The following is a 12,370-nucleotide window of genomic DNA, read 5'->3' on the forward strand; positions in this document are numbered from 1 at the left end:
TTTATCAGATGCACTTATAGACTATGCCAAAGCTGAGAAAAAAGCTTGATTTTTATCATAATGATCCTGCTTCTATTTTAAATAAATTGAGGGATTTTTTTGGTTTAGTTTATTTAGAAGATAATCATCGGCCTATTATTGCATTTCTGCCAGATCAATATATTAAATACCAGTCCGGCTTATTTTCAGCTTATAAAAAAAATACTGATCATTCTTATTCAATTACTCATCATAAAATAGATTTACTTGATTTTATTTGTTTAGATCCTGAATTTAAGGGTTCTTCTCAAGCAGGATTTAACGGTGGATATATTGGATTTATTAGCTACGATTTTGCTGCCCAACAACATCTTAAAATTCATATAGAATATAAAAAACAGCCAAGTTTATATTTAGGCAAATATCATCATTATTTAAAGTATGAAGCAGAAGAGTGGATATTTTATAGTGAAGGTCAAGATGCATTAATCATTTATCAAAATATTTATGATGCTCTTCATTTAGATCATGATTCAGATACTCAGGTGTTTCAGCTGGTTCAGACCTGTCAGCCACGCTGGACTAAACAGCAATATATTTCAGCCTTTAAGCAAGTGCAGGAATATATTACAGCAGGTGACTGTTACCAAATTAATTTAACTCAAGAGTTTAAAGCTCAAGGTGATGGTCATTTACTAGACTGTGCAGCGAAATTTTGGGCTATAACAAATGCACCTTATGCGGGCTACCTAAAAATAGATAATCTTGAAATTTTAAGTTGCTCTCCTGAGCTTTTTATTGATTTTAAAGAACAACAGCAAATTATAACACGCCCGATTAAAGGCACCATGCCGCGTTATGCAGATCCGATACTTGACCAGAAAGCAAAAAACACTTTAATTAATTCCAAAAAAGATCAGGCAGAAAATGTTATGATCGTTGATTTACTGCGTAATGACTTCAGTCTCTATGCCCAAAAGGGTTCAGTTAAAACACTAAAATTATTTGAAATTGAAAGTTTTAATCAAGTCCATCATATGGTCAGTGAAGTACAAGCTATATTAAACAAAAATATTTCACCGTTTCAGGTCTTGTTATCTGCTTTGCCGGGCGGCTCAATTACGGGTGCGCCTAAAATACGTGCCATGGAAATTATTGCAGAACTTGAAGAAGCTGCTCGGGGTACTTATTGCGGTTCATTAGGTTATTTTAATTTTGATGGAACAGGCTGCTGGAATATCCTGATCCGGACCATCCAGAAATATGATCATGATATTTCTATCTGGGCAGGCGGCGGTATTACTATTGCTTCAGAACAGGAGGCAGAATATCAGGAATGTTTCGATAAAATATCTGCCATGCTGGACTTACTCAATACATGGCAGAGAACAGGTGAATCATAATCAGACTAGAATCTGATTTCTCAATGTATCAATAAGTCTTTGATTTTGTTCATCCGTACCGACAGTAATACGTAAATACTGATTAATACGGGGTTTGTTAAAATAACGTACAATAATGCCATGTTGACGCAGCTCGGCAGCCAAGTCAGCAGCATTTTTATGAGCTAAAGAAACAAAAATAAAATTAGCTTTAGAAGGTAATACCTTGAAATCTAAACCTTCTAGCCCATTTACAAGCTGCTCACGGCTATCAATTACTTTCTGGCACATAGCCTGAAAATAGTCTTGATCCTGAAATGAAGCTACCGCAGCAGCAATAGCTAAACGGTCCATTGGATAGGAATTAAAACTGTTTTTAACAGTCTCAAGTGCAGCAATTAAATGTGGCTGGGCAATTGCAAAACCAACGCGTAAACCTGCGAGTGAACGTGATTTGGAGGTCGTCTGGCATACCACCAGATTCTCATACTTACTTACCAAACTTACTGCAGATTCTGCACCAAAATCTACGTAGGCTTCATCTATAACCACTACAGAGTCAGGATTATTCTGAAGAATTTCTTCAATTGACAGCAGATCTAATGCAATGCTGGTGGGCGCATTTGGATTAGTAATAATAATACCGCCATTGGGTTGCCTATAATCAGCAATGTCAATTTCGAAGTCAGCGTTTAGTGGCAGTATTTTAGTTTTAACTCCAAAAAACTGGCTATATACCGGATAAAAGCTGTAGGTTATATCTGGATATAAAATTGGATACTCTTGAATAAAAAATGCTTTGAAAATATGTGCAAGTACCTCATCAGACCCGTTGCCTACAAATACCTGACTGGCTGTAATACCCTGCTGCTGGGCAATTGCTTCTTTTAATGCAGTTGCATCGGGGTCCGGATAAAGACGTAATACATCAGCCTGATTAGCCAGCACAGCCTGTATTGCATCAACAACATAAGGTGATGGCGGATAAGGATTTTCGTTAGTATTTAATTTTAACAGATTTTGAAGTTTAGGCTGTTCACCAGGAATATACGGTTCAAGTTTACGTACTTCAGGACTCCAAAAACGCATTTGTTCGGTAGTTAGTTCCATGTTTAAGATTCTCAAATTCATTTTCCAAAAAGGGCTGTTCCTGACAGCCCCTGAATTCTTTATAAAAGCCTCTCAATAGCGATAGCGGGCTGAGCGAGCATGAGCATCCAGATTTTCTTGCTGTGCCAGGATATCCGCAGTGCGTGCCAGTGGTTGTACGCCCTGTTCAGAACACATGATGAGACTGGTCCGCTTCTGAAAATCATATACACCAAGCGGAGAAGAAAAACGCGCTGTGCCTGAGGTCGGCAAGACATGGTTCGGACCTGCACAATAATCACCAATTGCCTCTGGTGTATAACGGCCCATAAAAATAGCTCCTGCATGACGAATCAAGGTAGCCATCTCTTTAGCTTCATCAAGACATAATTCTAAATGCTCTGGAGCAACCTGATTAATCAGCTCTATTGCCTCTTTACGGCTATTTACCAGAACTAAAGCACCACGATTGGCAATTGAAGTACGGGCAATCTCGGCTTTGGGTAGCTGACTTAAATGTTTTTCAATCGCCTCTTCCACAGCCTGTAATAGCTGCTCATCTGGCGTAATAAAAATAGCTTGAGCCACAGTATCATGTTCTGCCTGAGACAGCACATCCATGGCTAGCCAATCAGCATTATTTAGTCCCTCAGCATAAACCAGAATCTCTGAAGGGCCTGCAATCATATCAATACCCACTTGCCCAAATACGGCACGCTTGGCTGCTGCAACAAAACGGTTACCCGGTCCGGTAATCTTGTCAACACGCGGAACAGTTTCTGTACCATAAGCAAGTGCAGCTACTGCCTGTGCTCCGCCAATAGTAAATACCTGGCTTACCCCGGCAAGGAATGCAGCGGCAAGTACCAGAGGATTTAATTCACCATCTGGTGCCGGTACTACCATGATTATTTCGGATACTCCTGCTACATGTGCAGGGATCGCATTCATCAGAACAGAGGAAGGATAAGAGGCCAAGCCACCCGGAACATAAATACCGACCCGATCTAATGGAGTCACTTTCTGGCCTAAGGTATTGCCCAATTCATCTATATAAGACCAGCCATCCTGTTTCTGTGCCTGATGAAAAGCACGTATCCGATCCGCTGCCATCTCTAAAGCATCACGTACCTGCGGCTCTAAATTTTCAAATGCTGTTTTTAACTGTGCTTGAGTCAGTTCAAGTTCAGAAAACTGATGCGCTGGATGTCGATCGAACTGTTGAGTGAGTTTAAGAACGTGAGCATCACCATGTTGACGCACATCAGCAATGATCTGGTCTACAGTTTTTAAAAGTTCAGGGTCACTAACTGTCTCAAAAGCTAACAAGTCTGCAAAAGCTTGCTTGAAGTTTTGATCTTGAGTCGATAAACGTCGCATCAATTTACCCACAAGGTCTATGTAAAACTTTAGTTTACCTGTTTTCTACGAACTTGTGGGTAGGAATCGCTCTTGTATTCAAGGACTTTTATTGAAAATAACTTTTGCTAAGATTGATGAAGTTTCAAATCTGCGGTAAAACCAATTAAGGTATAAAAAAACCGTCCTTGAGGACGGTCTTAGATAACAAATACTTTATGGGCTCATTTGCTGGCGTGCTTCTACTGCTTTTTCCAGCTGCGCAATAATTGGATTGAGCAATGCCTGCTTACGTTTAAAGCTAGCTTTATTAACAATGAGACGTGAAGACACTTTACAGATTTCTTCGAGCGGCTCCAAACCATTAGCCCGCAAGGTATTGCCGGTATCTACGACATCAACAATATAGTCCCCCAAGCCAACCAAGGGAGCAAGCTCCATTGAACCATAAAGTTTAATTACATCTACCTGTTCCCCCAGACTTGCATAGTACTGGCGAGTCAGATTGACATATTTAGTGGCAATTTTTAAACGTCCTTGTGGACGTTTCATACCAATTTTGCCTGCTGTCATTAACTTGCAGTTAGCAATTTTTAGATCAAGTGGCTCATAAACATGCTGAGCCCCATGTTCCATCAACACATCTTTACCAGCAACGCCCAGATCTGCTGCACCATTTTCAACATAGGTAGGTACATCTGAAGCACGTAAAATTAGAATACGTACCTGCTTATGGGTAGTTGGAAAAATTAGCTTGCGAGACTTTTCCGGATCTTCCAGCAGATTAATACCTGCTGTTTCAAGTAAAGGTAATGTTTCTTTTAAAATACGTCCCTTACTCAAAGCCAAGGTTAAACCATGATCAAAATTACCCATTACATCAAAATTTGGATCATCGTTTCTTACATCACTCATGCACTTACTCGCTTAATCTGGGCACCTAAACTCTGAAGTTTAGCCTCAATATTCTCATAGCCCCGGTCAATATGATAAATACGGTCAACGATGGACTCCCCTTCAGCTGCCAGCGCTGCCAGTACCAGAGAGAATGAAGCCCTCAGATCTGTAGCCATGACCGGAGCTGCTGATAATTTTTCAACTCCTGTCACGACGGCATCGTTACCTTCCACCTGTATATTGGCTCCCATGCGTGAAAGCTCAGGCACATGCATAAAACGATTTTCAAAAATTGTTTCACTAATAGTTGCAAAACCATGTCCAATCGCATTAACAGCCATAAGCTGTGCTTGCATATCTGTCGGGAAGTCGGGATGAGGTAAGGTACGGAAACTTACTGCTTTAGGACGTTTATCCTGCATATCCAGTTCGATCCAGTCATCTCCGCGTGTGACTTCTGCACCCATTTCCTCGAACTTATCTAGCACTGCCTCAAGTAATGTCGGGTCTGTATGGGTCGTCTTAACCTTACCACCAGTAATCGCGGCAGCAGCCAGATATGAACCGGTTTCAATACGGTCAGCTACTACAGCATATTCACAGCCTAGCAAAGATTCTACGCCTGTAATCACCAGTGTATCTGTATCTACACCTTCAATCTTGGCTCCCATTTTAATGAGCATATTAGCCAAATCTGTAATTTCTGGCTCACAAGCAGCATTACGAAGTGTAGTCACGCCTTCTGCCAGTACTGCTGCCATTAAAATATTTTCTGTACCGCCTACTGTGACCATATCAAAGGTAATATCTGCACCTTTTAAACGGCCATCTACTTTGGCATTAACATAGCCATTTTCAACTTCAATATGTGCGCCCAAGGCTTCGAGTGCCTTGAGATGCTGGTCAACCGGACGCGATCCGATTGCACAGCCACCTGGCAGGGAAACCTGAGCACTGCCATAACGGGCTACCAATGGCCCAAGCACTAAAATAGAGGCACGCATCGTTTTAACCAGCTCATAAGGTGCAAACTGATTATTTAAGGTAGAGGTATCTGCCTTGACTGTATCACCACTGTAGCTGATGCTAATTCCCAAACCGGCAATCAGTTCTACCAGCGTATTTACATCTTTTAAGTTAGGAACATTGGTCAGTGTAATAGGTGTTTCGGCAAGAATAGTGGCGGCAAGTAAAGGTAAAGCTGCATTCTTTGCACCCGAAATACGTACTTCACCCTGGAGCTTGATACCGCCATTAATTACAAATTTATCCATTTAAGTCTTAAGCTCCAAACAGGCTTGCTTTGCGCCACTCTTCTTTGGTCATTGCGCGAATAGTGACCGCGTGCACTTCTCCGCTCGCGATATAGGAATTTAGAGGAGCATATACTGCCTGCTGACGAGCAATTGTACGTTTACCTTCAAACTGATCATCAACAATACGAAGATCAAATTTTCCCGCCTGTCCGCTCACAGCAACTTCTGCCTCTGGAAAAGCAGCTTGTAGAATCTCAGTGAGCTGTTCACTATTCATTGTAAAAACCTCTTGTAAGACTGACGGTGTAAAAACCAGATATATTACTATAACTCTAAAGGAATAATGCAGTTGGCCTGTAAAATTTACACATGAAAAAAAAGAGGTACTAAACCTCTTTTTTAAACTGTTTCGTTAAATTCCTAAAGGTTGATGACTACACTGCAACTTTCTATGTTTATAAAGCTGTCTTTTTATTTTTTCTGATAATTTTTTAATAGAAGTATACATATCATCTGCACAAGCCTGTGCAAATAGCTCAATTCCAGGTAAACGGATAATCGCTTCAGCCTTATGGTTAGCACTACCTTTTTTTGAACGCTTGGTAACTTCATGATCTTTACTAAGCTTGACCTGCATACTATTTACCTGGTCAAGATGCTGAGTCAGCTGATTAAACTTGAAACGGATATCCTGCTCTATTGCAGGGGTAATCGTTAAATGGTGGCCACGAATGGTAATTTGCATAATTCTATTCCTCACCTCGTTTCAGGCTTTAAAGTCAGAACAGGGATAGTCTAATGACAGAAAATAGAATTCTGTTAAATTATATCAAACCATTCCTGCCGCTCCTCTAAATCAAAATGAAAGTTTCACTATGCTGTCATAATGAACTATTAGAATAGCTCGACTAAAAACTAGATCAAGACCTTTCGGTCAGAAGACGACGGAATATTTAAAGATTCACGATATTTTGCTACTGTCCTGCGTGCTACATCAATCCCTTCTTCTTTAAGTAAATTCGTAATGGAATTATCAGACAAGGGTTTACGGGGATTCTCATTTGAGACTAGTTTTTTAATCATGGCACGAATTGCAGTTGAAGAAGCCTCGCCCCCTGAGGTGGTGCCTACGTGACTTGAAAAGAAATACTTAAGCTCAAACAGGCCACGTGGAGTCAGCATATATTTGTTACTTGTGACCCGGGATACAGTTGACTCATGCAGCTGTACTTCTTCAGCGACCTCTCTCAAAATGAGGGGTTTCATGCCCTCTGCCCCAATTTCAAAAAAAGTCCGCTGATGTTCAACAATACAGCTGGCTACTTTTAATAAAGTTTTATGCCGCTCATCAATACTTTTAATAAAATTTTTTGCCTCATATAACTGATCTTTTAAATAATTATTATCGGTACTTTGATCAGCGCGCCGAATCATACCAGCATAAAAAGAATTAATACGCAGTTTAGGTAAAATATCGGTATTTAGCTGAACATGCCAAATCTGGTCCTTCTTAGATACAATTACATCAGGAATCTGATAATTAGATGATTCATCCTCAAATTCTATACCGGGATAAGCTTTTAAAGTTTTAAGCATATTAATTGCTGACTTTAAACGTTCAGTATTCAACCCTGTCTGTTTTAATAGCTTGCCAAGATCATTAGCAATCAGTAAATGATAATGCTCCAGCAATATCAAAGCATCCTGAATAACTGGCACAGAGGGTAAAGCTTCAAGCTGAATCCTAAGACATTCTGCCAGATTACGTGAGCCTGCACCCAAAGGATCAAGCCGCTGAATATGCTTGAGTACCACATAAACCTCATCATCCTCTACTTCTTCTTCATGACCCATTTCTGCAAGTAAATTCTGAACAGAAGCAGTAATTTCTTCAATTTCAGCTTCAAGAAAGCCTCGCTGGTCTAAAGAATCAACTAAACAATAGGCAATTAACTGATCAATCTGGGAAAAATGTAAAAGGTTAATTTGCTCAAGCAAATGCTGTTTTAAACTTAAAGATTTATGATTATTGTCCTCTTGTTCCTGAAACTCAGGAATCTCAAGCGCGGTAGACTGGTGAATATAAACTTCATCCCAATGAGTATCTACTGGTAGCTCTTCAGGTAAATGATCTGCATTTAGACTCTGATCAAGCTCATGAATATCTGTATTATTAGAATTTGATAGGGTAGAAATTGAATTTTCATCATCTATTTGTTCAAGTAAAGGATTACTTTCTAACTGAAGCTGGATTTCTTGTTCGAGTTCCAAACTAGATAACTGAAGTAAACGGATGGCTTGTTGTAATTGGGGAGTAAGGGATAAACTATTTGCAACTTTAAGCCCAACCGACAACTTCATAATATCCCATCCTTACTTTATCATATAAAATTAATGCAATTTTTATGCCTCTTTTAATTTTTATAGCATATTTTTATTATAAAACATACAATTTATTTTTTAGGATAGCCAGCTAATTAAAAAATTTTAAACTCTTAAGCAGCTTAAATAGATCAGCTATTGCCAGCACTGCTATGGCTAACTCTCTTTCTTTTTTAAATCCCACGCATAAAAAAAGCCCCCTCGATGAGGGGGCTTTTTAGAATAATGAGCTGGCGATGACTTACTCTCACATGGGTAACCCCACACTACCATCAGCGCTAAGAGGTTTCACTTCTGAGTTCGGGAAGGGATCAGGTGGTTCACTCTTGCTATGGTCGCCAGCACAACTGTTGATGGACTTGTTCGGGTCTGATTTAACTGCGGTGCAGTATATGCCGTACTTTGGTCCAAATGAGTTATTAACAGAGGGCAGATCTGGGTCTGAATTGTATGTTCCAGCATCAGGCTGAATCAAGGGATATTGCATATTTATGAATCGATTGATGCTTTGTATACAACTGTTTGGGTGTTGTATAGTCAAGCCTCACGAGCAATTAGTATTGGTCAGCTTCACATATCACTATGCTTCCACATCCAACCTATCAACGTCCTGGTCTTGAACGGCTCTTTAGGTGACATAAAGTCACGGGGAAATCTTATCTTGAGGTAGGCTTCCCGCTTAGATGCTTTCAGCGGTTATCCCTTCCGAACATAGCTACCCGGCGATGCGACTGGCGTCACAACCGGTACACCAGAGGTTCGTCCACTCTGGTCCTCTCGTACTAGGAGCAGATCCTCTCAAATTTCCAGCGCCCACGGTAGATAGGGACCGAACTGTCTCACGACGTTCTAAACCCAGCTCGCGTACCTCTTTAAATGGCGAACAGCCATACCCTTGGGACCTGCTTCAGCCCCAGGATGAGATGAGCCGACATCGAGGTGCCAAACACCGCCGTCGATATGAACTCTTGGGCGGTATCAGCCTGTTATCCCCAGAGTACCTTTTATCCGTTGAGCGATGGCCCTTCCATACAGAACCACCGGATCACTAAGACCTACTTTCGTACCTGCTCGACTTGTGGGTCTCGCAGTTAAGCGCGCTTTTGCCTTTATACTCTACGCGTGATTTCCGACCACGCTGAGCGCACCTTCGTACTCCTCCGTTACTCTTTAGGAGGAGACCGCCCCAGTCAAACTACCCACCAGACACGGTCCTCGACCCAGATTATGGGTCAGAGTTAGAACCTCAACATTACCAGGGTGGTATTTCAAGGATGGCTCCATAGGAACTGGCGTCCCTACTTCAAAGCCTCCCACCTATCCTACACAAGTAAGGTCAAAGTTCAGTGTCAAGCTGCAGTAAAGGTTCACGGGGTCTTTCCGTCTAGCCGCGGGTACACTGCATCTTCACAGCGATTTCGATTTCACTGAGCCTCTGCTGGAGACAGCGCCGCCATCATTATGCCATTCGTGCAGGTCGGAACTTACCCGACAAGGAATTTCGCTACCTTAGGACCGTTATAGTTACGGCCGCCGTTTACTGGGGCTTCGATCAAGAGCTTCGCTTACGCTAACCCCATCAATTAACCTTCCAGCACCGGGCAGGCATCACACCCTATACGTCCACTTTCGTGTTTGCAGAGTGCTATGTTTTTAATAAACAGTTGCAGCGGCCTGGTTTCTGCGGCTGCCGACAGCTCAAGGAGCAAGTCCTATCACCATCAGCAGCGTACCTTCTCCCGAAGTTACGGTACCATTTTGCCTAGTTCCTTCAGCAGAGTTCTCTCAAGCGCCTTGGTCTACTCGACCTGACCACCTGTGTCGGTTTCGGGTACGATTCCTGTGTAACTGAAGCTTAGAGACTTTTCTTGGAAGTATGGTATCGGCCACTTCGCCAGTAAACTGGCTTGCTATCGACTCTCAGCATAGAGCACCCCGGATTTGCCTAAGATGCATGCCTACTGTCTTCCACCTGGACAACCAACGCCAGGCTGACCTAACCTTCTCCGTCCTCTCATCGCATTACACAGAAGTATTGGAATATTAACCAATTTCCCATCGACTACGCCTTTCGGCCTCGCCTTAGGGGTCGACTCACCCAGCCCCGATTAACGTTGGACTGGAACCCTTGGTCTTTCGGCGAACGGGTTTTTCACCCGTTTTGTCGTTACTCACGTCAGCATTCGCACTTCTGATACCTCCAGCAGACTTCTCAATCCACCTTCATCGGCTTACAGAACGCTCCCCTACCACGCACATAAATGTGCATCCGCAGCTTCGGCACATAGTTTTAGCCCCGTTACATCTTCCGCGCAGGCCGACTCGACTAGTGAGCTATTACGCTTTCTTTAAAGGGTGGCTGCTTCTAAGCCAACCTCCTAGCTGTCTATGCCTTCCCACATCGTTTCCCACTTAACTATGATTTTGGGGCCTTAGCTGGCGGTCTGGATTGTTTTCCTCTTGACTACGGACGTTAGCACCCGCAGTCTGTCTCCCGGATAGTACTCATTGGTATTCGGAGTTTGCATCGGTTTGGTAAGTCGGGATGACCCCCTAGCCGAAACAGTGCTCTACCCCCAATGGTATTCGTCCGAGGCGCTACCTAAATAGCTTTCGGGGAGAACCAGCTATCACCGAGTTTGATTAGCCTTTCACCCCTATCCACAAGTCATCCCCCGGCTTTTCAACGACGGTGGGTTCGGTCCTCCAGTTAGTGTTACCCAACCTTCAACCTGCTCATGGATAGATCACCCGGTTTCGGGTCTATACCCAGCGACTAGACGCCCTATTAAGACTCGATTTCTCTACGGCTCCCCTATTCGGTTAACCTCGCCACTGAATATAAGTCGCTGACCCATTATACAAAAGGTACGCAGTCACACCACGAAGGTGCTCCCACTGCTTGTATGCATGCGGTTTCAGGATCTATTTCACTCCCCTCACAGGGGTTCTTTTCGCCTTTCCCTCACGGTACTGGTTCACTATCGGTCAGTCAGGAGTATTTAGCCTTGGAGGATGGTCCCCCCATATTCAGACAAGGTTTCACGTGCCTCGCCCTACTCGTCATCATTATGTGTGCCCTTTCGTGTACGGGACTATCACCCTCTACGGTTGCACTTCCCAGAGCATTCCTCTAAAACACACATAACTTAATGGGCTGATCCCCGTTCGCTCGCCGCTACTGAGGGAATCTCAATTGATTTCTTTTCCTGAGGGTACTGAGATGTTTCACTTCCCCTCGTTCGCCTTGCATGACTATGTATTCATCATGCAATACCTACCTTATGGTAAGTGGGTTTCCCCATTCAGACATCTCCGGATCACAGGATATTTGCCGCCTCCCCGAAGCTTTTCGCAGGCTATCACGTCTTTCATCGCCTCTGACTGCCAAGGCATCCACCACATGCACTTAATTACTTGACTATACAACCCCAAACAGTCGACGTTACCTACAAGGAGCAACTTCAACATTACAGTTTAGAGTACTGTGCACTTAAGCACTGTACAGCTTCAATCTAAATTCATATACCAAAACGCTTGATTCAGTTAATTTGCTAGTTCTCAGTTCAATCTACGTTAGTCAACAGGTTGCCCTGTAACGTCTATTGAATGAGTTGAACAATTTATTTCAGACTCAAATTTGCCAATCTGTTAATGATTCACTGCATCCTCGTCGGACTGCAGTCAACTGTGATAAATCACAGAAGTTAATAAACCAGGATTCTTGAACCTTCCATTTACTAAATTCTGTAATCTCTAGCTTCGAATCAAATCATGTTTGATTCGTGGTGGAGACTAGGAGAGTCGAACTCCTGACCTCCTGCGTGCAAAGCAGGCGCTCTACCAACTAAGCTAAGTCCCCAGCTTATCAATAAGTCAACATATCTGTTTTTCTGCATTACTGCTTTCGTCAGTAGTGGTGGGTCTGACAAGACTTGAACTTGTGACCCCACGCTTATCAAGCGTGTGCTCTAACCAACTGAGCTACAGACCCTCAGATACATCGTCATGAAGAACAACTTGTTG

The 12,370-nt window shown here is 42.6% G+C and carries 8 protein-coding genes, 2 tRNA genes and 2 rRNA genes; 1 reads left to right on the top strand and 11 read right to left on the bottom strand.

Features of this window, described 5'->3' with window-relative positions; all coding sequences use genetic code 11:
• Positions 1-23 precede the first annotated feature (23 nt).
• On the top strand, positions 24-1,382 hold the full coding sequence (locus ABZP31_RS12425) for an anthranilate synthase component I family protein (RefSeq protein ID WP_248134195.1): 1,359 nt from the start codon (positions 24-26) through the stop codon (positions 1,380-1,382).
• Here ABZP31_RS12425 and hisC read toward each other — a convergent pair whose 3' ends face one another.
• The 11 genes from hisC to ABZP31_RS12480 all read right to left on the bottom strand — a co-directional run bounded on the left by hisC (position 1,383) and on the right by ABZP31_RS12480 (position 12,338).
• Positions 1,383-2,471, bottom strand: coding sequence for a histidinol-phosphate transaminase (gene hisC / locus ABZP31_RS12430; protein ID WP_248134197.1), 1,089 nt, complete (start codon positions 2,469-2,471; stop codon positions 1,383-1,385).
• Between the two features lie 72 nt (positions 2,472-2,543).
• Positions 2,544-3,842 carry a histidinol dehydrogenase gene (gene hisD / locus ABZP31_RS12435; RefSeq protein WP_171405379.1) on the bottom strand — a complete coding sequence of 433 codons (1,299 nt, stop codon included), beginning with the start codon at positions 3,840-3,842 and terminating at the stop codon, positions 2,544-2,546.
• A 183-nt stretch (positions 3,843-4,025) separates the two neighbouring features.
• Positions 4,026-4,724 (bottom strand): ATP phosphoribosyltransferase, encoded by a 699-nt coding sequence (gene hisG / locus ABZP31_RS12440; RefSeq protein ID WP_005406781.1) that lies wholly within the window; start codon positions 4,722-4,724, stop codon positions 4,026-4,028.
• On the bottom strand, positions 4,721-5,980 hold the full coding sequence (gene murA / locus ABZP31_RS12445; RefSeq protein WP_119879572.1) for a UDP-N-acetylglucosamine 1-carboxyvinyltransferase: 1,260 nt from the start codon (positions 5,978-5,980) through the stop codon (positions 4,721-4,723). The genes hisG and murA overlap by 4 nt, the downstream gene beginning before the upstream one ends.
• A 7-nt stretch (positions 5,981-5,987) precedes the next feature.
• Positions 5,988-6,239, bottom strand: coding sequence for a BolA family iron metabolism protein IbaG (gene ibaG / locus ABZP31_RS12450; protein ID WP_005018558.1), 252 nt, complete (start codon positions 6,237-6,239; stop codon positions 5,988-5,990).
• Between the two features lie 135 nt (positions 6,240-6,374).
• Complete coding sequence (raiA, locus tag ABZP31_RS12455) at positions 6,375-6,707, bottom strand: ribosome-associated translation inhibitor RaiA (RefSeq protein ID WP_034686074.1); 333 nt, start codon at positions 6,705-6,707, stop codon at positions 6,375-6,377.
• 170 nt (positions 6,708-6,877) lie between these two features.
• Positions 6,878-8,323 (bottom strand): RNA polymerase factor sigma-54, encoded by a 1,446-nt coding sequence (locus tag ABZP31_RS12460; protein WP_005406579.1) that lies wholly within the window; start codon positions 8,321-8,323, stop codon positions 6,878-6,880.
• A gap of 249 nt (positions 8,324-8,572) precedes the next feature.
• Positions 8,573-8,687, bottom strand: a 5S ribosomal RNA gene (gene rrf / locus ABZP31_RS12465).
• Positions 8,688-8,877: 190 nt separating this feature from the next.
• Positions 8,878-11,767, bottom strand: a 23S ribosomal RNA gene (locus ABZP31_RS12470).
• A gap of 363 nt (positions 11,768-12,130) precedes the next feature.
• Positions 12,131-12,206: transfer RNA gene (locus tag ABZP31_RS12475), tRNA-Ala, on the bottom strand.
• A 55-nt stretch (positions 12,207-12,261) separates the two neighbouring features.
• Positions 12,262-12,338: transfer RNA gene (locus tag ABZP31_RS12480), tRNA-Ile, on the bottom strand.
• Positions 12,339-12,370 lie beyond the last annotated feature (32 nt).

The sequence above is a fragment of the Acinetobacter sp. FL genome (genome assembly GCF_040744925.1).
Lineage (GTDB): Bacteria > Pseudomonadota > Gammaproteobacteria > Pseudomonadales > Moraxellaceae > Acinetobacter > Acinetobacter radioresistens.

Excerpts from the sequence above, each read along its gene's own strand:
- ABZP31_RS12425 (WP_248134195.1), top strand. The coding sequence starts at position 24 with ATGCCAAAGCTGAGAAAAAAGCTTGATTTTTATCATAATGATCCTGCT.
- hisC (WP_248134197.1), bottom strand. The coding sequence starts at position 2,471 with ATGGAACTAACTACCGAACAAATGCGTTTTTGGAGTCCTGAAGTACGT.
- hisG (WP_005406781.1), bottom strand. The coding sequence starts at position 4,724 with ATGAGTGATGTAAGAAACGATGATCCAAATTTTGATGTAATGGGTAAT.
- murA (WP_119879572.1), bottom strand. The coding sequence starts at position 5,980 with ATGGATAAATTTGTAATTAATGGCGGTATCAAGCTCCAGGGTGAAGTA.
- ibaG (WP_005018558.1), bottom strand. The coding sequence starts at position 6,239 with ATGAATAGTGAACAGCTCACTGAGATTCTACAAGCTGCTTTTCCAGAG.
- raiA (WP_034686074.1), bottom strand. The coding sequence starts at position 6,707 with ATGCAAATTACCATTCGTGGCCACCATTTAACGATTACCCCTGCAATA.
- ABZP31_RS12460 (WP_005406579.1), bottom strand. The coding sequence starts at position 8,323 with ATGAAGTTGTCGGTTGGGCTTAAAGTTGCAAATAGTTTATCCCTTACT.